The organism is Actinorhabdospora filicis (assembly GCF_030269765.1).
GTDB classification, from domain to species: Bacteria; Actinomycetota; Actinomycetes; order Mycobacteriales; family Micromonosporaceae; genus Actinorhabdospora; species Actinorhabdospora filicis.
The window spans coordinates 1,314,847-1,338,564 of sequence record NZ_BSTX01000001.1 but is presented as its reverse complement, the minus strand read 5'-3'; the positions used below and the strand labels follow the sequence as shown (position 1 = coordinate 1,338,564).

Annotated in this window: 24 protein-coding genes and 1 tRNA gene; 11 read left to right on the top strand and 14 right to left on the bottom strand. The window is 71.6% G+C overall.

What is annotated here, in order from left to right:
• Positions 1 to 64: 64 nt before the first annotated feature.
• Complete coding sequence (locus QSK10_RS06140) at positions 65 to 859, top strand: AfsR/SARP family transcriptional regulator (protein WP_285661614.1); 795 nt, start codon at positions 65 to 67, stop codon at positions 857 to 859.
• Here QSK10_RS06140 and QSK10_RS06135 read toward each other — a convergent pair.
• The 5 genes from QSK10_RS06135 to mca all read right to left on the bottom strand — a co-directional run bounded on the left by QSK10_RS06135 (position 822) and on the right by mca (position 7,257).
• The gene (locus QSK10_RS06135) at positions 822 to 3,608 is read right to left on the bottom strand and encodes an AfsR/SARP family transcriptional regulator (RefSeq protein WP_285661613.1); all 2,787 of its coding nucleotides are present in this window, start codon (positions 3,606 to 3,608) and stop codon (positions 822 to 824) included. The two genes, QSK10_RS06140 and QSK10_RS06135, sit on opposite strands and share 38 nt — an antisense overlap.
• A gap of 26 nt (positions 3,609 to 3,634) precedes the next feature.
• On the bottom strand, positions 3,635 to 4,549 hold the full coding sequence (locus tag QSK10_RS06130) for a Ppx/GppA phosphatase family protein (protein WP_285661612.1): 915 nt from the start codon (positions 4,547 to 4,549) through the stop codon (positions 3,635 to 3,637).
• Positions 4,546 to 5,046 carry a DUF501 domain-containing protein gene (locus QSK10_RS06125; RefSeq protein ID WP_285661611.1) on the bottom strand — a complete coding sequence of 167 codons (501 nt, stop codon included), beginning with the start codon at positions 5,044 to 5,046 and terminating at the stop codon, positions 4,546 to 4,548. Before QSK10_RS06125 ends, QSK10_RS06130 begins: the two co-directional genes overlap by 4 nt.
• Positions 5,043 to 5,633 (bottom strand): FtsB family cell division protein, encoded by a 591-nt coding sequence (locus QSK10_RS06120; protein WP_285661610.1) that lies wholly within the window; start codon positions 5,631 to 5,633, stop codon positions 5,043 to 5,045. The genes QSK10_RS06125 and QSK10_RS06120 overlap by 4 nt, the downstream gene beginning before the upstream one ends.
• A 751-nt stretch (positions 5,634 to 6,384) precedes the next feature.
• Positions 6,385 to 7,257, bottom strand: a complete 873-nt coding sequence (mca, locus tag QSK10_RS06115) for a mycothiol conjugate amidase Mca (protein ID WP_285662929.1) — start codon at positions 7,255 to 7,257, stop codon at positions 6,385 to 6,387.
• Between the two features lie 302 nt (positions 7,258 to 7,559).
• Between mca and QSK10_RS06110 the strand changes: the two genes are divergently transcribed.
• The 3 genes from QSK10_RS06110 to QSK10_RS06100 all read left to right on the top strand — a co-directional run bounded on the left by QSK10_RS06110 (position 7,560) and on the right by QSK10_RS06100 (position 9,097).
• Entirely contained in the window at positions 7,560 to 7,907 is a 348-nt protein-coding gene (locus tag QSK10_RS06110) for a DUF4307 domain-containing protein (RefSeq protein WP_432705294.1), read from the top strand.
• An 89-nt stretch (positions 7,908 to 7,996) separates the two neighbouring features.
• On the top strand, positions 7,997 to 8,494 hold the full coding sequence (gene greA, locus QSK10_RS06105) for a transcription elongation factor GreA (protein ID WP_285661608.1): 498 nt from the start codon (positions 7,997 to 7,999) through the stop codon (positions 8,492 to 8,494).
• Positions 8,495 to 8,599: 105 nt separating this feature from the next.
• Complete coding sequence (locus tag QSK10_RS06100; RefSeq protein WP_285661607.1) at positions 8,600 to 9,097, top strand: DUF2269 family protein; 498 nt, start codon at positions 8,600 to 8,602, stop codon at positions 9,095 to 9,097.
• Positions 9,098 to 9,103: 6 nt separating this feature from the next.
• Here the strand turns inward: QSK10_RS06100 and QSK10_RS06095 are convergent, their stop codons facing one another.
• Together QSK10_RS06095 and QSK10_RS06090 are read right to left on the bottom strand one after the other, a co-directional pair.
• Positions 9,104 to 10,465, bottom strand: a complete 1,362-nt coding sequence (locus tag QSK10_RS06095) for an amidase (RefSeq protein WP_285661606.1) — start codon at positions 10,463 to 10,465, stop codon at positions 9,104 to 9,106.
• 10 nt (positions 10,466 to 10,475) lie between these two features.
• Positions 10,476 to 11,618 (bottom strand): cystathionine gamma-synthase, encoded by a 1,143-nt coding sequence (locus QSK10_RS06090; RefSeq protein ID WP_285661605.1) that lies wholly within the window; start codon positions 11,616 to 11,618, stop codon positions 10,476 to 10,478.
• Positions 11,619 to 11,729: 111 nt separating this feature from the next.
• On the opposite strand from QSK10_RS06090, the gene msrA reads away from it, so the two are divergent.
• Positions 11,730 to 12,380, top strand: a complete 651-nt coding sequence (gene msrA / locus QSK10_RS06085) for a peptide-methionine (S)-S-oxide reductase MsrA (RefSeq protein WP_285661604.1) — start codon at positions 11,730 to 11,732, stop codon at positions 12,378 to 12,380.
• Positions 12,381 to 12,388: 8 nt separating this feature from the next.
• Here msrA and QSK10_RS06080 read toward each other — a convergent pair whose 3' ends face one another.
• From QSK10_RS06080 to QSK10_RS06070, 3 genes are all read right to left on the bottom strand, one after another.
• Positions 12,389 to 12,964 carry a hypothetical protein gene (locus QSK10_RS06080; protein ID WP_285661603.1) on the bottom strand — a complete coding sequence of 192 codons (576 nt, stop codon included), beginning with the start codon at positions 12,962 to 12,964 and terminating at the stop codon, positions 12,389 to 12,391.
• A gap of 97 nt (positions 12,965 to 13,061) precedes the next feature.
• Entirely contained in the window at positions 13,062 to 14,261 is a 1,200-nt protein-coding gene (locus QSK10_RS06075; protein WP_285661602.1) for a Cmx/CmrA family chloramphenicol efflux MFS transporter, read from the bottom strand.
• A gap of 119 nt (positions 14,262 to 14,380) precedes the next feature.
• A complete protein-coding gene (locus QSK10_RS06070) occupies positions 14,381 to 14,953 on the bottom strand; it encodes a TetR/AcrR family transcriptional regulator (protein ID WP_285661601.1) in 573 nt (190 codons plus the stop codon).
• A 124-nt stretch (positions 14,954 to 15,077) separates the two neighbouring features.
• Between QSK10_RS06070 and QSK10_RS06065 the strand changes: the two genes are divergently transcribed.
• Both QSK10_RS06065 and QSK10_RS06060 read left to right on the top strand, forming a co-directional pair.
• Positions 15,078 to 15,449: a VOC family protein gene (locus QSK10_RS06065; RefSeq protein WP_285661600.1), complete on the top strand. Its 372-nt coding sequence runs from the start codon at positions 15,078 to 15,080 to the stop codon at positions 15,447 to 15,449.
• A 240-nt stretch (positions 15,450 to 15,689) separates the two neighbouring features.
• The gene (locus QSK10_RS06060) at positions 15,690 to 15,986 is read left to right on the top strand and encodes a hypothetical protein (protein WP_285661599.1); all 297 of its coding nucleotides are present in this window, start codon (positions 15,690 to 15,692) and stop codon (positions 15,984 to 15,986) included.
• A 75-nt stretch (positions 15,987 to 16,061) separates the two neighbouring features.
• On the opposite strand, the gene QSK10_RS06055 is transcribed toward QSK10_RS06060, so the two are convergent.
• Positions 16,062 to 17,429, bottom strand: a complete 1,368-nt coding sequence (locus QSK10_RS06055; RefSeq protein WP_285661598.1) for a cystathionine beta-synthase — start codon at positions 17,427 to 17,429, stop codon at positions 16,062 to 16,064.
• A 49-nt stretch (positions 17,430 to 17,478) separates the two neighbouring features.
• On the opposite strand from QSK10_RS06055, the gene QSK10_RS06050 reads away from it, so the two are divergent.
• Positions 17,479 to 18,258, top strand: a complete 780-nt coding sequence (locus QSK10_RS06050) for an SGNH/GDSL hydrolase family protein (RefSeq protein WP_285661597.1) — start codon at positions 17,479 to 17,481, stop codon at positions 18,256 to 18,258.
• On the opposite strand, the gene QSK10_RS06045 is transcribed toward QSK10_RS06050, so the two are convergent.
• Together QSK10_RS06045 and QSK10_RS06040 are read right to left on the bottom strand one after the other, a co-directional pair.
• Positions 18,255 to 18,572 carry a hypothetical protein gene (locus QSK10_RS06045; protein WP_285661596.1) on the bottom strand — a complete coding sequence of 106 codons (318 nt, stop codon included), beginning with the start codon at positions 18,570 to 18,572 and terminating at the stop codon, positions 18,255 to 18,257. The genes QSK10_RS06050 and QSK10_RS06045 overlap by 4 nt on opposite strands.
• Complete coding sequence (locus tag QSK10_RS06040) at positions 18,569 to 19,348, bottom strand: Bax inhibitor-1/YccA family protein (RefSeq protein WP_285661595.1); 780 nt, start codon at positions 19,346 to 19,348, stop codon at positions 18,569 to 18,571. Before QSK10_RS06040 ends, QSK10_RS06045 begins: the two co-directional genes overlap by 4 nt.
• 200 nt (positions 19,349 to 19,548) lie before the next feature.
• Here QSK10_RS06040 and QSK10_RS06035 point away from each other — a divergent pair, with 200 nt between their 5' ends.
• Complete coding sequence (locus QSK10_RS06035) at positions 19,549 to 20,475, top strand: hypothetical protein (RefSeq protein WP_285661594.1); 927 nt, start codon at positions 19,549 to 19,551, stop codon at positions 20,473 to 20,475.
• A 34-nt stretch (positions 20,476 to 20,509) separates the two neighbouring features.
• Positions 20,510 to 21,370, top strand: a complete 861-nt coding sequence (locus QSK10_RS06030) for a hypothetical protein (protein ID WP_285661593.1) — start codon at positions 20,510 to 20,512, stop codon at positions 21,368 to 21,370.
• Positions 21,371 to 21,568: 198 nt separating this feature from the next.
• Here the strand turns inward: QSK10_RS06030 and QSK10_RS06025 are convergent.
• Positions 21,569 to 21,650 (bottom strand) — tRNA-Leu (locus QSK10_RS06025).
• Between the two features lie 211 nt (positions 21,651 to 21,861).
• On the opposite strand from QSK10_RS06025, the gene QSK10_RS06020 reads away from it, so the two are divergent.
• Positions 21,862 to 23,709 carry a DUF6311 domain-containing protein gene (locus QSK10_RS06020; RefSeq protein WP_285661592.1) on the top strand — a complete coding sequence of 616 codons (1,848 nt, stop codon included), beginning with the start codon at positions 21,862 to 21,864 and terminating at the stop codon, positions 23,707 to 23,709.
• The last annotated feature ends 9 nt before the right edge of the window (positions 23,710 to 23,718 follow it).

Below are 23,718 nucleotides of genomic sequence, written 5' to 3'. Positions count from 1 at the left end.
TCGTCAAACGCGCCCGGGCAGGATGGCGGCCGTCAACCGTCATCCAAGGGGAGGAACGCAACACATGTCCATCGCACCGGTCCCGCACGTACGGCTGCTCGGTCCGGTCCAGGTCGAATACCAGGGGACGCCGCTGCCGCTCGGGGGGCCGCGCCAGCTCGCGCTGCTGGCCATGCTCGTGTGGGCCGACGCCCGCGTCCTGACCGTGGACGAGATCATCGAAGGCGTCTGGGGTGATGACGCGCCGCCCCGCGCGCGCCACTCCGTCCGCGCCTACATCTCGCGTCTGCGGACCGCGCTGTCGCCCACCGGCGCGGAGTTCACCTGGGCCGGGGGATACGCCCTGATCCTCCCGCCCGGGTCGACCGTGGACGTCCGCGAGCACCGCCGCCTGCGCGAGGCCGCCTCGGCCGCGACCGAAACCTGCGTGGCCGCCCAGCTGCTGCGGGAGGCGGAGTCCATGCACCGCGGACTGGCCCTCACCGGCCTGCCCGGTCCCTTCGCGGCCCGCCAGCAGATCCAGTGGGCCGAGCGCGCCCTCGCCGTCCGCGAGGAGCGCCTGGCGCTCGACGTGGCCTGCGGGCGTCCCGGCGCCGCGATCGCCGAACTGCTCGACCTGACCGCCGCCCACCCCGTCCGCGAGAGCCTGCACGCGACCTTCATGCGCGCCCTGGCCGCCGCCGGACGCCAGGCCGAAGCCGTCGACGTCTACCACCGCCTGACCCGCCGCCTGGCCGACGACTACGGACTCGACCCGGGCGCGGCCCTGCGGGAGGCCTACCTGGGCGTCCTGCGCGCCGAGGCGCCCGGCCTCGCGCCGGTCATCCCGATCCGGCGGAGGCTGGCGGCGGCTCGCTGATCGAGGCGAGCAGCGGCTCCGCCTCGGGGACGACCTGACGCGACCGCGGCGTGCCCACCGCCCGCGTCAGATACGCCCTGGCCCGCTCCACCTCGCCTCGCGCGAGGTGGATGCGGCCCAGCATCGTCAGCGACACCATCAGCGGCGTCGGGTCCATCGAATGGACCGCGATCGTCAGGGCGTGCTCGCCGCAGGTCACCGCCTCGTCCAGCTCGCCCAGGGTCAGCCGCGCCTCGGCCAGCCGGTACCACGGGAACGACTCCCACAGCGGCTCCCGGTTGAACTTGCGCGAGAGGCGCAGGGCCTCCTCATAGCAGGCGATCGCCACGCGCACGCGTCCCGCGTTGAAGAAGACCACCCCCACGTAGTAGAGGGCGTTCACGCGCGAATCCAGACCCGGCTCGGCCAGCGCGATCCGCAGGCCCCGGACCGCCTCCCGCACCGCCACCCGGTGCTGCCCCCGCACCGAGAGATTCCGCGCCAGCTCGGTCATCGTGGCCGCCGCCCACATCCGGTACCCGAGCGCCAGATGCTCCTCGGCGGCCGCCCGCTGAAGCGGCGCGGCCTCCTCGTAACGCTCGTGCACCCAGTAGTGCGCCGCCTCCAGCCGCAGCGCGTCGGCCCGCAGCAGCGGACTCGCGGCCAGCTCACGCGCCCGCCGCGCCGGCACCAGCGCGTCCTCGATGTTCCCCGCGCGCGGCACCGCCAGCGACACGCAGTACAGAGCCTGCGCCTCGGCTTCGGTGTGCCCCCACTTCCGCGCCGTCACCCGGACCGCCTCGGCGGTGCGCGCCCACGTCGGACCGTGCATCCGCGTGAAGATCGAATACGACGACACCCGCAGCAACGTCACCGCCGTGTGCAGCTCCGCGGCCGACTCGGCGACATCGGCGAAACAGGACAGCGCGGCCAGGAACCGGCCCGGCTCCTCGCTCTGCCACGCGCTCGCCTCCCGCCAGTCCCGGAACTCCAGCCCCGGCACACCCGGGCCCTCGATGCCGTCCAGGTAGTGCGAACCGGGATCGCAGGCCCGCCAGGCGTTGATCGAGCTCGACAGGTGGAACCGCGCCAGCCGGTGCAGCGCCTCGCGGCGCTCGCCGTCCCCGGCGCAGCGGCGCCCGAACAGGCGCAGCAGGTCGTGGAAGCGGTAACGGCCCGGCACCGGCGAGGACAGCAGGTTCAGGTCGACCAGGTGCTCGGCGTGGTCCTCGGCCTCGTACACATCGACGCCCAGGACGGCCGCGGCCTCCTCGATGGTCAGGTCCGGCATCGCCGGCAGCGACAGCAACCGGAACGCCGTGGCGTGCGCGGCGTCCAGCTGCCCGTAGGACAACGCGATCGACGCGCCCACGTCCAGGTCGCCCACCGCCAGCTCACTCAGCCGGCGGCGCTCGTCGGCCAGGCGCGTCAGCAGGTGCCGCACCGACCAGCCCGGCCGCGCCGCCAGCCGCGCGGCGGCGATCCGCACCGCCAGCGGCAGCCGCCCGCACGCGGCGATCAGCTCGCTGGCCGCCTCCGGCTCCTCGGCCACGCGCGGGCAGATCCGCGCGAGCAGATCCGCCGACTCGTCGAGGGTCAGCACGCCCAGGTCCAGGTGCGTCCCGGCCAGACCAGCCAGGCGCGTCCGCGAGGTCACCACGACGGCGTTGCCCGGTGAACCCGGCAGCAGCGGGCGCACCTGCGCCACGTTCGCCGCGTTGTCCAGCAGCAGCAGGACCCGCCGCCCGTCCAGGTCGGAGCGGAAGGCCGCCGCGCGCGCCTCGGGGTCGTCCGGGATCGCCGCGTCGGACCGGCCCAGCGCCCGCAGGAACGCGCCCAGCACCTTCGCCGGGTCGGCCGGTTCGGCGCTCGCGCCGCGCAGGTCCACATAGAGCTGCCCGTCGGGGAAACGCTCCCGCAGGCCGTGCGCGACGTGCACCGCCAAGGCGGTCTTGCCGACACCGGGGACGCCCGAGACCGCCGCGACCGCGCCCGGCTCCCCCAGCGCCGCCGCCAGCCGCGCCACCACCGCGTCCCGCCCGGTGTAGTCGGCGGTGTCGGCGGGCAGCTGCGCCGGCCGGTCCCGGGCCGGCAGCAGGCGCGGATCGTCGCGCAGGACCCGGCGCTGCAACTCGAACAGCTCCGGCCCCACGTCCAGGCCCAGCTCGCCCGACAGCTCACCGGCGATGTCGCCGAAGACCGCCAGCGCGTCGGCGCGCCTGCCGTCGGCGTACAAGGCCCGCATCAGCAGCGCCGCCACCGACTCCCGGTAGCGATGCCCGGCCCGCAGCGCCAGCAGTTCCGGCAGCGCCGCCGAATGGTCGCCCAGATCCAGGTCCAGCGCCAGGCGGCGCTCCAGGACCGACAGGCGCAGCTCCGCCAGCCGCGCGCGCTCGCCCTCCGCCCACCGGCCGGGCAGGCCCACCAGGGCCTCGCCGGGCCACAGCGCGAGGGCCTCGCGCAGGCGCTCGCGCGCGGCGGCGGGGGTGCCGGAGGCCTCGGCGGACAGCGCGGTGAACGCGGCGAGGTCGGTGGCCGCGCCGGGCACCGCGTAGGCGTCGCCGTGGCGGACGACGGCGTCCTTGCCCAGCGCCGAGCGCAGCCGCGACAGGTACGACCGCAAGGTGGCCAGCGCCGTCGCGGGCGGTTCGGCGCCCCACACGTGGTCGATGAGCCGGTCGGCGGTCACCGGGCGCCCGGCGGCCAGCAGCAGCGCGGCCAGCACCAGCCGCTCGCGCGCCGAACCCAGCGAGACCCCTTCGGCCGTCACGGGACCGAGGAGGGTGTAGCGACGGATCAGGTGAGGCTCCAGGCGATGCCGTCGAGGATGTCGTGCTCGGAGGCGATCACGCTCTCGGCACCCGAACGCTCCATGATGATCCGCAGGATCATCGCGCCCGCGCCGATCACGTCGGCGCGGCCCGGGTGCATGACGCCGAACGCGAGGCGCTCGGCGCGGGTCAGGGCCAGCAGCTCGCCGGTGATGCGGGCGACGTCGGTGTAGGACACGCGCGTGTGGTGGATGCGCTCCGAGATGTACTCGGTGAGCCCCAGGGCCAGCGCGGTCACCGTCGTCACCGAACCGGCCAGGCCCACGAGGGTCCTCGCCCGCCGCTCGGGGTCCACGGTGGACAGTGCGGTGTCGACGACGGCGGTGATGTCGGCCTCGGCGGCCGCGATCTGCTCCGGCGTCGGCGGATCGGACTTGAGATGCCGCTCGGTCATCCGGACGCAGCCGATGTCCATCGAGCGCGCCGCCTCCACCGCCTGCGAGCCGCGCACGAACTCGGTCGAGCCGCCGCCGATGTCGACGACCAGGAACGGGCTCGCCACATCCGCGGGCAGGCCGCGCACGGCCCCGCCGAAGGACAGCGCGGCCTCCTCGTCACCAGAGATCACCTCCGGGGCCACACCGAGGGTGCGGGTGACCATCGCGGTGAAGTCGGCGGAGTTCTCCGCGTCCCGGCTGGCGCTGGTGGCGACCATCCGGACGCGCTCGGCGCCCAGGCCCTCGATCTGCGCGGCGTAGTCGGCCAGCGCCTTGCGGGTGCGCTCCAGCGCGGCCTCCGACAGGCGGCCGGTGCGGTCCACGCCCTCACCGAGGCGGACGATCTCCATGCGCCGCACCAGCTCCGACATCCGCCCGCCGTCGATGTCGGCGACCAGCAGCCGGATGGAGTTGGTACCGCAGTCGATCCCGGCGACTCTCATGCCTCGTCGGCTTCCCGTACGCACGGGCCGTTGGCCCACCACTCGCCCACCAGATCGCGGGTCTCGTCACCGAACGGGTTGACGCCGCGTCCCACCGCCAGCGAATGGCCGAGGTGGACGTGCAGGCACTTGACGCGATCGGGCATGCCACCGGCGGAGATGCCGTCGATCTCGGGGACCTCACCCAAGGCCCTGCGGCGCTCCAGGTAGTCCTCGTGGGCGCGTTCGTACTGCCGCTTGAGTTCGGGGTCCTCGGCGAGACGCTCCTGCATCCCCTTCATGACCCCCGCCGCCTCCAGGCCGCCCACCGCACCGGCCGCCTTCGGGCACGTGAGGTAGTAGGTCGTCGGGAACGGCGTCCCGTCGGAGAGCCTCGGCGGGGTCGTCACCACGTCCGGATTGCCGCACGGGCAACGATGGGCGACGTCGTGGACGTCCCTGGGCTCGCGGCCGAGCTGCTGCTTCACGGCCTCACGATCGGTCTCGCTGAAAGTCATCCTGCCTTGTCCGCTCCGTCGACGCTGCCCCACAGTTTCTCGTACCAGGTACCGGGCTCCTCCACGGGCTGGTCCAGAGGGTGACCTGAGTCCTTCGCCGCCCCCGCCGGGTCGTCGATGATGATCAGCGGCTTCTCACCCGGACGCACCAGCAGCAGATGGATCCGCGCCTGCGTGATCACGTAGGCGTCGTCGTTCCACTTCGCGCGCTCGGTCTCCAGCGCCGAGATGCGCTCCCGCTGCGACTGCTGCGCGGCCTCCAGGGCCTCGATGTCGGAGCGCTGCGCGAAGTAGGTGCGGACGGGGTAGGCGTAGGCCAGGGCGAGAGCCGAGAGGACGAGGGCGAGGATCGCCGTCCGCGCGGACATGCGGCGGGGACGAGGGGGTTTGATGCGCTGGACGGGCTTGGGGGTGGGGTCGGTCTTGCGGCGGGTGCCGGGGGCGCGGTCGGGGCGGGTGCCGCGGGGTTTGGGTTTTTTGGGGCCGGCGGTGGGTTTGGCGGCCTTGGTGGGCTTGGCGGGTTTGGCGGGTTTCGGGGCTCCCGGGCGGGGGGAGGGGCCGGAGGGGCGGCGGCGGGTTGGAGGCACGGGGTGACGGTATCAAGGGGGAGGGGTGGGGGGTGGGAGTTGTGGGGGTGGGTCCCCAGCCCTGGCCGCAGCCGTCGCGAGCCTCGCTGCCACACCCCCCGTTGCGGCACCTCTCCCGTCGCCCTCAGCCCGAGCGCGTCTCCCCGCGCTTCTCGCCCCACCCCACGGATCGACCGCCCTCTATTCGCCACATCGGCGCTATGACACGGTCGCCGTCTGGTCAGGGCTTTCAGCCCTAGGACCCGACCAGGGGTGCGGCCCCTGGACGCCGGACCTCTCTCGGGAGGCGTCTCCTCCTCTGGCCGGCTGGTACGACGCTGAACGCAGAACCTGGGGGTGTCAAGACGGAAGGGCGTGTCTTGACACCCCCAGAACCTGCGTTCTGAAACCACGTCTGGCCGACCGACGGAGGATCCACCTCTCCTATCCCGAGACAGCCCCCGCAGATCTGGTCCCGGGCCCGTGTTGTCTTGCGTCTTACAGGCCGTCTCGGTCCGGCTCTAAAACAACAAGCTCCGTCTGTTGCCCGGGTCTTGACCCCGTAGCCAGCCAGTCACTGTGCCCGGCTCTAAAACAACGAGCTTTTGTCCTTGCCCGGGTTTTGACCCCGTTGCCAGCCAGTCACCATGCCCGGCTCAGATCTTCCGCCTCCACATGTGACGAGGGCGCGCGGCTTGTGCCGCGCGCCCTCAACTCCCCACCCGGAGCCGTCTCCGCTCCGGGGAAGTCGTCGTCATTCAGTTCTCGCCCGCTACCGCAGCCCTGCGAACAGGTCGTCCTCCGGCTTCGCCGTCTCCACGGTCGACTCCACCAGTTCGTAGTCCTCGGTGGGCCAGACGTTCTGCTGGATCTCCTGGGGGATGGCGAACCAGAAGCCGTCGGGGTCGACCTGGGTGGCGTGGGCGCGCAGGGCGTCGTCGCGGGTGGGGAAGAATTCCGCGCATTCGACCTTGGTCGTGACGCGGGTGCCCTTGTCGCGGCTCCAGTCGCGTTCGTCGAGCCAGGCGGCGTAGGGGGATTCGAGTCCGGCGGCGAGCATGGCTTCGTGGAGGGCCATGACGCGCTGGCGGCCGAAGCTCATGTGGTAGTAGAGCTTGTCCACCTGCCAGGCTTCGCCGAGTTCGGGGTAGCGGGTGGGGTCGGCGGCGGCTTTGACGGCCTCCATGGTGATCTCGTGGGTCTTGATGTGGTCGGGGTGGGGGTAGCCGCCGTCTTCGTCGTAGGTCAGGACCACGTGGGGGCGCTGTTCGCGGATGGACTTGACCAAGGGGGCGGCGGCCTGCTCCAGGGGGACCAGGTAGAAGCAGTCCTCGGGGAGTTCCACTCCCGAGTCGGGCAGCCAGCCCTCGGGGAGGCCGGAGTCGACGAAACCGAGCCACTCCTGGCGGACGCCGAGGATCTCGCGGGCGCGGTCCATCTCCTTGGCGCGGATCTCGGTGATGTTCTCCAAGACTTCCGGGCGGTCCATCTTCGGGTTCAGGACGCTGCCGCGCTCGCCGCCGGTGCAGGTGACCACCAGGACGTCCACGCCCTCCTTGACGTAACGGGCCATGGTCGCCGCGCCCTTGCTCGACTCGTCGTCGGGGTGGGCGTGGACGGCCATGAGGCGCAGCTGTTCGGACACCATGTCTCCTTGATCAATTCGTCAGTGTTGGCCGGGACGTACGTAGATCCCCAACAGGACCGCGCCGCCGTTCATGCCCGGAAACCGGGGCGTAATTCTGCGCCGGGGCGTTGTCACCGTCGGTATCGATGGGACATGTGCGTACGATTCGGACCGGGGGTGGGCCGTTCGGCCCGGCGGCAGGCATAATCGATTCTTCCCGACGCGTACGACACTCAGGAGCGACCATGAGCGAGACCCGCACCACACCGGTGCGTTTCCCGCGCGGTCGTTATGGGCGGCGGCGAGAGGGACGTCGTGGCATGTCCCGTCCGCTCGTCGTCATCGCGGCCGTGGTGGCCGTCCTGGGCGGGCTGGCGATCTCGGTGAAGCTGTACCAGCAGTACGGCGACACCGACTACGCGGGACAGATCATCTCCTATGAGACGCATGACGCGTCGGTGGACATCACCTTCTCGGTCACCAAGCCCGACGGGGAGTCCGCCCTATGTCAGGTGCGCGCCAGGTCCCGGGACGGGGCCGAAGTGGGCCGCGCCGAGGTGTCCGTTCCATCGGACGGCGAGACCGTCACGATGACGTACACGCTCTCCACCAGCGGAGACCGGCCGGTGACCGGCGAGGTCCAGCGCTGCTACCCCGCGAAGCGGTAGCGACAAACTCCGTATTCGGGGGAGGCGCGAACTCACCCCACGCTGGTAACTTAGTCATTTAACCCAACCAATCCCGGAGGAAAAGGGTCGTGTCCATCAGTAACGAAAAAGCGGGCACCTGGCTCTCGCAGGAGGCCCACGACCGGCTCCAGGGCGAGCTGGACGAGCTGATCGCCAGGCGACCGGAAATGGCGGCCGAGATCAACGCCCGCCGTGAAGAGGGCGACCTTAAGGAGAACGGCGGCTACCACGCCGCCAAGGAGGAGCAGGGGAAGATGGAGGGCCGCATCCGGTACCTCCAGGAGTTCCTCCGCACCGCCCACGTCGGTGAGGCTCCCGACGCCTCCCAGGTGTCGGTCGGGAACGTGGTGACGATCGCGTTCGACGAGGACCCCGACGACACCGAGACCTTCCTCCTGGGCTCGCGCGAGATCGCGCCCACCACCGACCTCACCGTCTACAGCCCCGAATCGGCGCTGGGCGTGGCCATCCTCGGCGCCAAGACCGGCGACGTCGTCACCTACCAGGTGCCCTCCGGCGCCGAGATCAAGGTGAAGGTCATCGAGATCGGGCAGTACGGCGGCTGAGGCCGTCCACGAACCTTCGCGGAACCGGCCGGGTCGCGATGACCCGGCCGGTTCTCTTTGGCGTCCCCGGCGCTTTTTGGGGCCCCGTGGGCATACGATCACCGTATGTACCGGTTCGTGGTCACCCTGCACGTCCTGTTCGCGGTCCTGCTGACCGGGCCGGCGGCGTTCGTCCCGTTCATGGCGGTGACCGGGCTGGTCGCGCGCGACCCCGAGCGGATCCGCCGGGCCGGTAAGCGCACCCTCCAGTTCGGGCTGCTCACGCTGCTCATCGCCGGGAGCGGGCTGCTCGCGCTCGGGCAGAGCACGACCTACCGCTTCGGGACGCCGTGGGTGACGATCGCGGCGACCGTCTACGTCATCGCGGTGCTCCTGGACGTCCTGGTGCTCCCGGGCGTGCTGTCGCGGGCGGCCAAGCACGTGGAGGAGGCCGTCTCGGCGTCCCCGGAGGTCCCCGACACCCCCAACGACCCGGAGCGGGCCGCCGTCGCCACGGCCCTGGTCGACCAGCAGCGCGGACGCCTGCTCGCGCTGGCCGGGCTGACCGTCGCGCTCTACGCGGTCGCGGCGATCATGATGGCCTTCAAGCCCTTCGGGAACTAACGCCGCCTAGGGCAGAACCCAGGGGGCGTAGCGGCGCAGGTTCAGCGCCGAACCCAGCTGCGCGCCCAGGTCCAGCAGCGTCTCCTCGGAGTCCGGGGGGCCCACCAGCTGCACCGCCGAGGGCAGCCCGTCGCCGCGCGTCCCGGTGGGCAGGACCAGTGCGGGCAGTCCGGTCAGGTTCCACGCCGAGGTGAACGTGGTCAGCCGCGTCGAGGCCGCCAGGTTCGAGCGCCACGAACGCGCCGACCACTCCTCGGCGACCGGCGCCGGGCCCGGCAGGACCGGGGTGATCAGGACGTCGAAGGACTCCTGCCCGAACCATTCCGAAGCGCGTCGGCGCCAGTTGTCGACCGCGCCGAGCAGGCCGTTCAGGTAGACGCGCTGCCCGATGGACACGTGGCGGCGCGTCCGGCGCTCCAGGCGGCCCTTGTCCAGCCGCAGCGACGACAGGTAGGCCGTGGCCGTCCACGCCGAGAAGATCGCGCCGTGCGCGTGCGGCGGCAGCGCGAAGGACGCCTTGTGCGCGTCGTGCCCGGCGGCGGTCAGCAGCTTGATGATCGAGCGCAGCGCGTCCCACTCCGGCCGGTCGCCGTGCCTTCCGGCCAGCGGCGGGGACGCGGTGACCGCGATGCGCAGCCGCGAGGGTGCCACCGGCTCGAACAGCTCGCCGCCCGGGCGGACGCTGTGGCCGGCCAGGACGCCGAAGGCCGCCGCGGCGTCCCCGACGGTGGTCGCCAGGATGCCGGGCGCGGCCAGGCCGAACCAGTCGGCGGTCCCGCTCAGGGCCGGGACGACGCCCCGGCCCGGTTTGAAGCCCACGATCCCCGACGCGGCGGCCGGGATCCGCACGCCGCCCAGGGCGTCCACGCCGATCGCGATGGGGACCGTGCCGTAGGCGACGGCCGCGGCCGCGCCGTTCTCCGCGCCGCCCACGCCCCGGTCGTCGCGCCACGGATTGCGCGGGCCGTCCGATGTGGACCACAGGCCCAGCTCGGTGGTCCGGGTGATCCCGGCGATGACGGCGCCCGCGCCCCGCAGCCGCCGCACCGCCTCGTGGTCCTGATCGGCGACGGGCCCGGTGTAGGCGGCGCTGCCGTGGCGGGCGGCCACCCCCGCCACCGGGAGCAGTTCGCCCACCGCGACGGGGACCCCGGCCAGCGCGAGGCTGCCGAGGTCCGCCAGGTCGTCCACGGCGGCGGCCTCGGCGAGCGCGCCGAGCGTCCGCAGTTCCGCGTAGGGATCGCCGCGCCGTCCACTCTGGACGGTCGCGGCGTGGCGCAGGTGCTGGTCCACGACGGATCCGGCGGTGGCGTCGCCACGCCGTACCGCGCGAGAGATCTGGCGCGCGGTCGTCGCTGCCCAGCTCACGTGTCTCCTCTTAGTCGCCGAAGGCCTGGGACAGGTCCGCCAGCAGGTCCTCGGCGTCCTCGATGCCCACCGACAGGCGGAGCAGGTCGCCGGGCACCTCCAGCGGAGAGCCCTCGGTTGACGCGTGCGTCATCCGGCCGGGGTGTTCGATGAGCGATTCGACGCCGCCCAGCGACTCCCCGAGCGTGAACAGTTTAGTGCGGTTGCAGACGTCGATGGCGGACTGCTCGCCACCGCGCAGCCGGACCGAGATCATGCCGCCGAAGCGGCGCATCTGGGCGGCGGCGACCTTGTGGCCGGGGTGTTCGGTGAGTCCGGGGTAGCGGATCTCGCTGATGTCGTTGCGTCCGGCGAGCCATTCGACGACTCGTTCGGCGTTGTCGCAGTGGCGTTCCATGCGCACCGCGAGGGTCTTGATGCCGCGCAGGGTCAGCCACGCGTCGAACGGGGACGCCACGGCGCCCATGGAGTTCTGGTGGAACCCCAGCTCGGCGGCCATCTCCTCGTCCTTGACGATGAGCGCGCCGCCGACCACGTCGGAGTGCCCGCCCACGTACTTGGTGGTGGAGTGCACGATGACGTCGGCGCCCAGCGTCAGGGGCCGCTGGAGGTACGGGGACGCGAAGGTGTTGTCCACGACCAGCTTCGCGCCGATCTCGCGGGCGAGGACGCCGAGCGCCTCGATGTCGGCGATGTTCAGCAGCGGGTTGGTGGGCGTCTCGACCCAGATGACCGTGGTCTTGTCGGTGACGGCGGCGCGCACCGCGTCCACGTCGCTGATCGCGGCGGGGGTGTAGTTCAGGCCCCAGCGGCTGGCGACCTTCGCGAACAGGCGGTAGGTGCCGCCGTAGGCGTCGTTCGGGATGACGACGTGGTCGCCGGGGGAGCAGATCGCGCGCAGCAGCGTGTCCTCGGCGGCCAGGCCGGAGGCGAACGCGAAGCCGTGCGTGCCCTCTTCGAGGGCGGCCAGGCACTCTTCGAGCGCCAGGCGCGTCGGGTTCTTCGTCCGGCTGTACTCGTACCCGTTCCGCATCTGCCCGACGGCGTCCTGCAGATAGGTGGAGGTCGCGTAGATCGGCGTGACGACCGCGCCCGTCACCGGGTCGGCGGGCTGTCCGGCGTGAATCGCTCGTGTGGAGAAGCCTTCGGTCATTGGAAGAGTCTCGCTCACCGCGCGCCCGATCACACGCCGTCCCACCCGTTTGAGCCTTGCGAGTCTCTTACATCACGCGCGGACGCCGTTGCGGCGAGCGAGAATTGGGGCATGTTCCTGCGTCGCAAGATCGAGATGGTCACCCCCGACGTCGCCCTCCCCGGCCGCCCCGAGGCGATGCCGGTCCCCGCGCGTCACACCGTCCTGGGCACCCCCCTCACCGGCCCCTGGCCCGCCGACACCGAGATCGCCGTGTTCGGCATGGGCTGCTTCTGGGGCGCCGAGCGCATCTTCTGGCGCCTGCCCGGCGTCTACTCCACCTCCGTCGGCTACGCCGCCGGCTACTCGCCGAACCCGACCTACGAAGAGGTCTGCACCGGCTACACCGGCCACACCGAGGTCGTCCAGGTCGTCTACCAGCCCGCCGAGGTGGGCTACGAGACCCTCCTGAAGACCTTCTGGGAGAACCACGACCCCACCCAGGGCATGCGCCAGGGCAACGACATCGGCACCCAGTACCGCTCGGCGATCCTGACCACCACCGACGCGCAACTCAAAGCCGCCCTCGCCTCGAAGGACGCCTTCGAACCGGTGGTCAAGGCGGCCGGCTTCGGGCCGATCACCACCGAGATCGCCCCGCTGGGGGAGTACTACTTCGCCGAGGAGTACCACCAGCAGTACCTGGACAAGAACCCCGGCGGCTACTGCAACATCGGGCCGAACGGGATGAGCTGCCCGGTGGGGGTGGCGAAGGCGGAGTGAGGGGGGGCTCAGGGCCGCGCCCACCGACGCGGGCGGCCGTCCTTCGCGTTCTCCGTGACGGCCTCGCCGGGTTCGGCGAGGCCGCCGATCGATCCGGTCGCGAGAACGTCGGCCATGCGCCGGAGCTCCGTGAGAGCGTTGAGGCGGGCGGCCTCGTCATGGAGGAGCATCGCGTCGGCGAGGTCGCGAACGTCGCGGGCGGCGCCTGCATAGATTCGCGCCGACCGTGACGACTGCTCGCCCACTGCCGGGATGTCCTGCCGCCGGGCGGCGTCGAAGGCACCGGCCGGATACCTGAGTTGTCGGTCCGGCCGGTGAACCGGATCGACATCGGCGGTCGGGCGGTGCAGCTCACGGCTCAGCTCGCCCATGGTCGCGGCCATACGTGCGGCGATCTCCATGAGCGGCCTGGGCGTGTGGGCACGTTCGAAGGCGAACAGTGGGATGATCGTCAGCACGGTCGCGCCGAGGAAGGTGCCGGTAGCGGCGAGTTGTGTGACCGCCTCGGGTACCGAGCGCATGACGGAGGCCGCGAGGGCACCGCTGCAGACCAGGCCCGAGATGATTGGAACGGCCGAACGCATCGCGAGCCCCCAGTCCCGGGCGCGCTGCGAGACCCGGCCTTCGCGCAGAAAAGGGACGTCATACTTCCTCCCGAGTCGATGGTCGGCGAGCTGACCACTACACCACGGGCCGGCCGCTCAAGGCCCGGACGCGCTCGGCATCCCCCATCGTCGCCACGCGCCCGTCGAGGGCGAATCCCGCCGCCATTCCCAGCAGCGACAGCCCGGCCAGGGCGGCTCCGGCCCAGGCGGTGGAGGGGTGGCCGAGTCCGGCGGTCAGTAGCAGGCCGCCCAGCCAGGGGGCGGCGGTGTTGCCGAGGTTGTAGGCGGCGATGACGGTGCCGCCGGCGAGGGTGCGGGCCTCGCCGGCCAGGGCGTAGGCGCGGACGTTCAGGGGCGGGCTGATGAGGAAGCCGCCCACGCCGAGGGCGAAGACCGCGGGGACGACGGCCCAGGTGTGGGCGGCGCCGGTGGCCAGGGCGAGGGAGGCGAGGACGATCACCGCGCCGCCCGCCAGGGGAGTCGCGCGGGGGTGTGCGCTCGCGGTGCGGCCGCCGGTGGTGATGCCGATGAAGGCGCCGAGGCCGAAGACGGCGAGGACGGCCGGGACCCAGGCGGCGGGTACGCCGGTCACGTCGGTGAGCAGGCCCGACAGGTAGCCGAAGGTGATGATCACCGCGCCCGAGGCGAGCGCGGTGGTGCCGTAGGTCAGCCACAGGCGGGGGGAGGCCATCGCGCGGAGTTCGGCGCGCATCGAGGGGACGCCCGCGCCGCGGCCGCCGGGGACGGTGGCGGCGACGCCGGTCAGGGCCAGCACGGACAGCGCGGCCACCGCCCAGAAGGCCGCGCGCCAGCCGAGGTGCTGGCCGATGAGGGTGCCGAGGGGGACACCGGCGATGTTGGCGATCGTCAGGCCGCCCACGACCACGGCGACGGCCCGGGGGCGCAGGCGCTCCTCGACCATGGCCATCGCCGCGACCGTGGCGACGGCGACCAGCCCGGCCGCGGAGAGGGCGGCGATCGCGCGGGTGGCGAACAGGAGGGGGTAGGACGTGACGAGCGCGCCGAGGACGTGCGCGGCGGCGAACACGGCGAGGAAGCCGGTCAGTGCGGCCCGGCGGGGCAGGCGGATGGTGGCCAGCGCGAGGGCGGGGGCGCCGACGAGCATGCCGATGGCGAAGGCGGAGATGAGCAGACCGGCGTCGGGCACCGAGACCGACAGGTCCTCGGCGATGCCCGGCAGGATCCCGGCGAGCATGAACTCCGAGGTGCCCATGGCGAACACGGCCAGGCCCAGCAGGTAGACGGCGAGAGGCATCGGTACTCCAGGTGACAGGTTTTGGAGTGAGCACTCCAAAATGAGGGGTGAAAACGCGCTCGGGACCTTCGATGGGCCGGGACGACCCGGGGATGGCGCGACCGGGACGGCCGCCGCGCTCAGAACAGCCGGTACGCCGACTCCGCCACCGCCTCCAGCGCCGCCCGGTCCGCGCCACCCCGCGCGACCACGCGGATCCCGGCGATCGCGGCGTTCAGGAAGTGCGCCAGCGCCACCGGATCCGCCGACGCCGGAAGCTCACCGGACGCCCGCGCGGCCAGCAGGCGCGCGGTGATCGCCGAGGTCCGGCGCTCGTAGTCGGCGGCCAGGACCGCCGCCACCTCCTCGTCGCGCGGCGCCAGCTCCAGCGCGGTGTTGGTGACCAGGCAGCCCAGGCGCTCGCCGCACTCGTCGTCGATGATCGTGCCGACCAGGGCGCGGACGCGGGAGGCGAGCGGGCCGGGGCCGTCCAGGATCGCCAGCTGGGCGGTGGAGGTCTCGTCGATGTAGTGGCGCAGCGCGCGCAGGAACAGGGCGTGCTTGCTGCGGAAGGCGTTGTACAGGCTCGACTGCCCCTGGCCGGTGGCGGCGGAGAGGGCCTGGGTCGTGGTCGCCTCGTATCCGTGTGCGCGGAAGACGGCCATGGCGGCGGCGACGGCGGTGTCCTCGTCGAAGGTGCGGGGGCGCGGCATGCGGCCAAGCCTAGCAGGGTTTTGGAGTGGACACTCCAATATGTGGTCGCAACCCGTCTGAACTGCCCTTACGGTCAGTCACACGCCTTGCCCCGGGGAGATCGCTACGGCAGAGTAACCACACATGGAACTCCTGTGCGCGCTCTATCCGGCCGAGGACATCGACGCCGCGGCCGAGCTCTACCGGGGACTGGGTTTCCGGGACATCGCCCGGCCCGACGAGGACACGATCCTGATGTCGGCCAACGACGACGGGCACGTCGAGGTCATGCTCGAACGGCATCCGCTGGAGCGGAAGGCGGGCCCCGGCCCGGTGTTCAAGGTGGCCGACGTGGCCGCCTTCCACGCCGAACGGCCCGCGCTGACCTGGCTGCTGCCGCCCAGGGAGATCGCCACCGGCCATTACGCGGTCTTCGCCGATCCGGCGGGCAATCCCGTGCGGATCGTGGACTTCACCCGCGACAGCGGCCGCTACGCCCGGCTGTTCCGGCGCTGAAACGGCCCCCCACGAGGGATTCCATATCCCGGGACGCCGGGTTAGGCTCCGAAACCGGGGCGGGTATCTTCGCGTCCGTCCAGTCGGGTGAGGCCGTACCGGCCGGTGATCCTCCGGTCACCGACGGCCGAAGTCCGGCGGTGGCACGAATCCATGATTCGGGCCCCCCGGGCTCTCCGTAGAGTTCTGGATGTCAAGGCAACACGCTAAGAAAAAGCATCGCAAACCAAGGGGAACGACATGTCTTACGAAGAGGTTCAGGGCGACTTCGACGGCGACGGCACCGAGGACGACACCGCCTACCTCGGCGACGACGGTTCGGTCTACATCGACAACAACTCCGATGGCACCGATGACGTTGTCGCCCTGGACAACGATGGTGACGGCGAGCTGGACACGGTCTTCATCGACGAGGACGGTGACGGCGACGCCGAGCAGTACTACGAGGACACCGACTCGGACGGCACCTTCGACTACGCCGAGATCGACGCCAACAACGACGACGTGCTGACCGACGGCGAGATCTACAACGCGTAGGTAGCGGCACACGAAAGAACCCCGGCTCGGTTGGAGCCGGGGTTCTTCGCGTTCGTGCTATTCCGAGGCGCCGGGCTAGTTCGGGACGTAGGCCAGCAGGTCCTGCCGGGTCACCACGCCGCGCGGCTTGCCGTCCACCAGGACCAGGGCCGCGTCGTGCTTCTCCAGCAGCGACACCGCGTGCCCGACGGGCTCGCCGCCGCCGATCATCGGCAGCGCGGCGCTCATGTGCCCCTCGACGCGGTCGTGCAGGTGCGCGCGGCCGGAGAACAGGGCCTCCAGGAGGTCGCGCTCGGCGACCGAGCCGGTCACCTCGGCGGTCATCACCGGCGGTTCGGCCTTCAGCACCGGCATCTGCGACACGCCGTACTCGCGCAGGATGTCGATGGCGTCGCGGACGGTGTCGGTCGGGTGGACGTGCACCAGCTCCGGCAGGTCCTTGTCCTTGCCGGCCAGCACGTCGGCGATGGTGGTGCCCTCACCGGCGGTGGTCAGGAAGCCGTAGCGGGCCAGCCACTCGTCATTGAAGATCTTCGACAGGTAGCCGCGGCCGCCGTCGGGCAGCAGGACGACCACCACCGCATCGGGACCGGCCTCGCGCGCCACGCGCAGCGCCGCCTCGGCGGCCATGCCGCAGGATCCGCCGACCAGCAGGCCCTCCTCGCGGGCCAGGCGCCGGGTCAGGTCGAAGGAGTCCTTGTCGGACACCGCCACGATCTCGTCGCAGATCCCGGTGTCGTAAGTGGTCGGCCAGAAGTCCTCGCCGACGCCCTCCACCAGGTACGGGCGGCCGGTGCCACCGGAGTACACCGAGCCCTCCGGGTCGGCGCCGATGATCTTCACCTTGCCGCCGGAGACCTCCTTGAGGTACTTCCCGATGCCGCTGATGGTGCCGCCGGTGCCCACACCCGCCACGAAGTGGGTGATCTTCCCGTCGGTCTGCTCCCACAGCTCCGGGCCGGTGGTCTCGTAGTGCGAGCGCGGGTTGGCGGGGTTGCTGTACTGGTCGGGCTTCCAGGCGCCCGGGATCTCGCGCACCAGCCGGTCGGAGACCTGGTAGTAGGAGCGCGGGTCGGCCGGGTCGACCGCCGTGGGACACACCACGACCTCGGCGCCGTAGGCGCGCAGGACGTTCTGTTTGTCCTCGCTGACCTTGTCCGGGCACACGAAGACGCACTTGTAGCCGCGCTGCTGCGCCACGATCGCCAGGCCCACGCCGGTGTTGCCCGAGGTCGGCTCGACGATCGTCCCGCCGGGCTGGAGGAGCCCGGCCTTCTCCGCGTCCTCGATCATGCGGACGGCGATGCGGTCCTTGACGCTGCCACCGGGGTTGACGTACTCGACTTTGGCCAGTACCAGGGCCTCGATGCCCTCGGTCACCTTGTTGAGTCGGACCAGCGGGGTTCCCCCGATCAGGTCGACGACCGATTCGTAGTAGTCCACGCGGGTAGCCTATGGCACAGACGAGCGATTCCACCGAAAGGAGCCGGTCATGCGGCTGTCCACTCTGCTGCGCCGCGCCGGTTACACCGCGGCGATCGGGGCGGGCGTGGCCGTGGTGTCCGGCGCGGCCGTGCTGGCCCTGGAACTGCTGGCCGCCAAACGCGTCCGCCACGGGCACCCGACCCTCGGGCCGCACATGCGCATGTGGGCCGGTCCCGCCGACGGCGCGCCGCTGCGGCTGGTGGTCTTCGGTGACGACCTCGCCGCCGGCGTCGGCGTCGAGGACGCGCAGGAGACCGTCGGCGGGGTCCTCGCCGAACTCCTCGCCGGTACCGGCCACCGCGTCTCGCTGTCGAGCGCGGCGGTGTCCGGGGCGAGCACCGGCGACCTGGAGACCCAGGTCGCGCGTGCGCTGCTGGGCGAGGCGCCGGACGTGGCGGTGATCCTCATGTCGGGCCTGTCGGAGGCGGTGAGCCATCCGGCGGAGTCGGTGGCGCGCCTGGGCGAGGCCGTGCGGCGGCTGAGCGCGGCCGGGTCATCGGTCGTGGTCGGCACCTGCCCGGACCTGTCCAGCGTCACCGCCATCGCCCAGCCGCTGCGGTCGATCGCGGGCTGGCGCGGCTCACGCCTGGCCCGCGCGCAGGCACCGGCGATCAGGGTGGCCGGTGGCGTCCCCGTGGACCTCGCCGCGCGCTGCGGCGCGTTGTTCCGCGCCGACCGGGGGATGCTCTGCGAGCACGGGCTGCACCCGTCGGCGGAGGGCTACCGGGCGCTGGCGCACGCGCTGTACCCGGCGGTCTACGACGCCGCCTCGCGCGCCCGGGCCTAGAGCCCGGTGAACAGCGCGGTGTGCGCGGCCCGCAGCAGCTCTCGCGCGCGCTCGGCGACCGGTTCGTCCGTCACGGTCGCCAGGTCGCGGGTCATGACCCGCAACTGGTCGGGCAGCGCGTAATCGTTGTCCAGGCGCGGGACCGGGCGCGGCTCGCGTCCCTCGGCCTCGGCGCACAGGTCGGCGAGGCCCTGGATGAGGCGGTGCATCACGTCGCCGCGCGCGGCACCGTCCCCGGTCGCCGAACGCCACCGCGCAGGCCCCCAGCCGGAGACCTGCGCGGCGATGCGATCTGCGAGTACCTCCACCGTCACCGGCGCAGATACGACAGCAAGCGGAGGATCTGCCAGTAGAGGAAGATCAGCCCGGCGAGCATCCCGAAGGACGCCGCCCAGGCCATGCGCTTGGGGGCGCCGGAGCGCACACCCCACTCGACCATCTCGAAGTCGAGGACGAAGGTCATGGCGGCCACCACGATGCACAGGATCGTGAAGCCGATCGCCAGCCAGCCGGCCTTCGCGTTCAGGTCGTACTGGGCGAGGCCGATGTCCACCCCGAAGAAGTAGAGCACCAGGTTGATCATGGACAGCGCCATGATGCCGAGGACGGCGCCGATGGTGATCTTCCGGAAGCGCGGCGAGGAGCGGATCACCCGCGACTTGTACAGCAACGCCATGGTCGCGAACACGCCGAAGGTGCCCAGTACCGCCTGGATGACGATGCCCGGGAACTTCTGCTCGAAGACGTAGCTGACCGCGCCGAGCAGGAAGCCCTGCGCCACCGCGTACACCGAGATGACCGCCGGGTTCGAGATCATCGTGAACCAGGAAGCGATGATGACGGCCAGGCCCACGATCGACCCGACGGCCATCAGCACGCCCGCGACGGCGGGGGCGATGTCCCACATGTTCCACGCGACGGCCCCGGCCACGCCGGTGAGCGCCACGAGGCCGATGGTGCGGATGACGACGTCATCGAGCGTCATCGGGCTGACGCGAGGGGCGTTGGTCATGTGCCCGTACTCGGGGGCGGGAGCCTGCTGTCGGGCGCCCTGTACCCACCGGTTGAGCGCGGGGTTCGAGCTGCGCACGTCTTCCTCCTAGGTTGGACGTGGCTCAAGAGTAGATGCGCGAAACGACAATCCGGTAACGATCGGTCGCATGTCGGATGCATGGGCCCCGGGACGTCCCCTTCGGCCCGTTCGCGCGCTTGCGCGAGGGGCCCGGCGACGGTCACAATCGCTTGCCCACGCCCGCCCGCGCGTCCCCGTGCCATGCCCGAAAGACCACCGTGTCCCACTCCGAAACACCGCCCACGCAGGGAAACCAGCCCGTCACCCCGCCGCCCCCGCCCGTCCCGCCCGGCGGCTGGCCCCCGCCGAATGTGACCTCGCCCGCCGTGGGGCAGAACACGCCGCCGGCCTGGCACTACACCCCCACCGGGCGGGTCCGCGCCCGCCTCGGCCGCCTGCCCGGCTGGACCCGCGCCGTCGCCCTGGTCGTCGCCGCCCTCCTCGGCCTCGGCCTGGTGTCCTACCTCCGGTACGGGTGGAAGCCGTCCTCGTCGCAACCGGACGCGTCGTACTACACCGGCACGGAGGCCGAGAACTGGCCGGAGGCGGCCGACATCGTCCTGCCCGTCGCCCTCGCCCAGGAGCACTTCACCGCCGGGGAGATCCGCGCGATCCTGGACGACCTGGAGGACCTCATCGTCCTCGGCCGCGTCGACTGGGCCACCGGGAAGAGCGACCCCGCCGCCTACGTGCGCGCCCACTCGCCCGGCATGCGCCAGTACCTCGGCGACACCCTCGACGGAGCCGAGCGGCTCGCCCTGGTCTCCGCCCTCGCCGACGGGCACGAGCTGCTCGAAGAGGTCCGCTACACCTACGCCGAGCCCCCCACGGTCGATGAGGTGAAGGACGACGAGGGCGTGACGGTCCTGGAGATCACCGTCAAGGCCCGCTTCGCCTACTACTTCGACCGGCGCGGGCAGCGCTACTACAACCCCCTCGTCGTCCTCGACACCACGACGGTGTGGCAACTGCCCGTCGCGGGCGAGGTCGACCCGTCCGCCACCGGCCTGTGGCTCACCGACTACGAGTGGGCGCTGGCCAACGGCGACTGCGAAGAGGCCCTCGCCGGGCACATCGCGCCCGCCCACGTGGGCAGCAAAGAAGCCGTCCTCGACGACGAAGGCGGGCTCACCGCCTGCAAGTAGCCCACCCCGCACTCTCGAAGGATCGGCCCACCCCATGCTGCACCCCGCGCACCGCCGCCGTCGTCTGCTGAACCGTCTTAAGACCGCCGTCGGCGTTGTCCTCGCCATCGCCGTGTGCGGGCTGGCGGTGGTGTTCGCGCTGGGGAAGGCGGGCTTCATCGACCTGCCCAAGGCCGATGACGGCACCGACGCGTCACTACCGGGTTTCGTGCCCATGCCCGAGACGCCCTTCGAGGGCACCCCCACGGCGGACTGGAAGGAGTTCGGCGACCTGGCCTGGCCCGAGGCGAAGTCCACCGGCCACTTCACCCGCAAGCAGGTCGAGGGCGCGCTGAAGGACGTCAAGGACATCCTGTGGGCCGGTCGGGTCGACTGGGCGGCGGGCAAGATCGACCCCGAAGGGTTCCAGGGTCTGTTCGCGCCCGACGCCCGCAAGAACGTCGGCGGCTACCTGGAGGACGACCAGCGGCTGCACCTCGTGAGCGAACTCGACGCGGGCGCGTCCCTGGCGTCCCCGCCCCGCGTCACCGGAACGGTGAGTTTCAGTGAAAGCACCGACGAACACGGCCGCGCGGTCCTGCGGATCACCACGAACCTGGTGTGGGCCTACGGCTTCACCGGCGACCTCGTCTACTACGGCGACCACCTCATCGTGCTCAACCTGACGCAGAACTGGGAGATCACCGACCCCGACGACATCGCCCGCACCTCGCAGGGCGTGTGGCTCGGGAACGGCGGCCGAGCGGCGTGGCAGGGACTCTCCTGCGACGGGGTGAAGCGCGGGGTGCTCGCCCTGGAGCCGCCCATGACGGGCGACGGCACCGCCGACCCGAACGCCGAGCGGATCTGGGAGGCGGGCTCCGACACCTCCGTGTTCACCAACCACTGTAAATGAGCCATCCGCCGTCCGCCCCTTACGGATGCTTTGCCCGAAATGCATGCCCGAAGGGGCACGGACGCCGGAAAAAGCTGGCCGGACGGCGGAACCGGAAGCGCTCTCACGTCGTCCAAGATGAACACCGGCCGCAATGGGAAAGAACCCGGAGACAAAAGAAGGGGCCGATGTCCCAAGGGACGATCGGCCCGTCGACAGTGCCCGGGGAGGGACTCGAACCCTCACGCCTCGCGGCACCTGCTTTTAAGGCAGGTGTGTCTCCCGTTTCCACCACCCGGGCGTAGAAGACACGGTAGCGGTGACATGCCTCTCAGCGCTCCCCTGAAATAAGCCGTATAGAACGCTTATCCGGCAAAGGGTTCAGAACTTTTTTGGTGGTGTCGTCCCGGTACTCCCGGTTGATCTTCACCCCCGCCCGCACGGCCACTGTGGCCGGACGCGGCGGCGCTCCACCACCGGCGCCCCACGGCTTTCCGGATAGGGTGCGTGACGTGGCAGAGATCCCCCGGGAGGCGCCCGTCCCCCAAGACCCGCCGATCCCTCCGGAGACTCCGGTCCCCCGCTGGCGGAGGCGCGTGCGGACCCGCGTCGCCACCGACCTGGCCGCCGCGGCCGCCTTCCTCGGCCTCGCCGTCTACATCGGACACCAGTTGCTCGCCGCCCCGAACGGGCGGCTGCTCACCGCCAACTGGACCGACCAGGTCCTCATCGAATGGTTCCTCGGCTACGGCGGCCGCTTCTGGATCGGCGACTTCTCCCTCGTCACCGACCGGCTGAACTCACCCGACGGCGTCAACCTCATGGCCAACGCCTCCCACATCGGGCACGCGGTCCTGCTGGCACCCATCACCTGGATCTGGGGCGCGCCGGTCACCTTCGCCGTCGCGCTCGCCGGGAACCTCGCCGCCACCGCGTTCTGCTGGTACCTGCTGTTCTCGCGGGAACTGGTGTCCTCACGCCTGGCGGCCTTCACCGGCGCGCTCTTCTGCGGCTTCGCCCCCGGCATGCTCTCGCAGTCCCAGTCGCACCTGCACATCTCGGCGGGATGGCTGGCGCCGCTGCTGATCTGGTGCCTGATCAAGGTGTGGCGGGGCCGCAGGCCCGTGCGCTGGGGCGCGCTGCTGGGCGTCCTGTCGGCGGCGCAGCTGTTCGTCGGCGAAGAGGTGCTGTACCTGAGCGTCCTGGGCGCGGTGATCTTCGCGCTGGTGTGGGTGCTGGGGCACCTGCGCGAGCTCAAGGGACGGCTGGTCAACCTCGGGCTCGGGCTGACCACGGCCGCCTTCGTCGGCCTGGCGCTGGTCGCCTACCCGCTGATGGTGCAGTTCACCGGGGCGCAGCACCTGAACAACGCGCCCTTCGCCGCCGAGTACTTCAGCTCCGACGTGGTCTCCTGGACGACGTTCTCGCAGCTGACCATCGGCGGCCACGACGACGTGTCGAAACTGGCGCCCGGGCACACCGAGCAGAACACGTTCCTGGGCCCGGCCGTCATCGTGGTCACCGTGATCGCCATCGGCTGCCTGTGGTTCAGCCGCAAGGTCGTGCGCGCGCTGGCCGCGGTCATCCTGGTGATGTTCCTGCTGTCGATCGGCCCGCAGGTCCTGTTCAACGGCGAACCCACCCGCATCTGGGGACCCTACGAGCTCATCGGGTGGATGCCGGTCGTCGACGCGGCCCTGCCCACCCGCTACGCGCTGGCGCTGATACCGGCCGTCGGCGCGGTCCTGGCGCTGGCCGTGGACGCCGCCCGCCCGCGCGGGATCCTCACCGCGATCCGGCTGCGCCTGTCGGGCATGCCCAAGGGGCAGAACCTCATCGTGCGGACCTCGGTCCTGCTCATCGTGCTGGCCGCGCTCATCCCGCTGACGCCGCGCGCGCTGCCGGCCATGGAGCGCCCGCCGGTCCCGGAGTTCATCACCAGCGGCGCCTGGCGCGAATGCGCGCCCGAGGGCGGCGTCATCGTCCCCGTGCCCCCGCCCACGCCCGGCAACCCGAACACGATGCGGTGGGCGACGGCCGCCAACGGCGCCTTCGGGACGCCCGAGGGCTTCTTCCTGGGCCCCTACGGCGCCGACGGGGCGACGTCGATGGGGACGTGGTCACGCCCGACGGCCACCATGTGGCGCAAGGTCTGGGAGGGCGAGGACGTCCCCGAGGTCAACGAGGAGACACGCGCCCAGGCCCGCAAGGACATCCTGGAGTGGAAGGCCGACTGCGTGGTCGTGCCCACCGACTACCGGGTGCCGCAGATGGTGGAGCTGACCACGCGGTTGCTGGGGCCGGGGCAGCAGGTCATGGACGTGTGGGTGTGGAAGGTGAGCGACGCCCCCGTCGGGTGACGGGGGCGG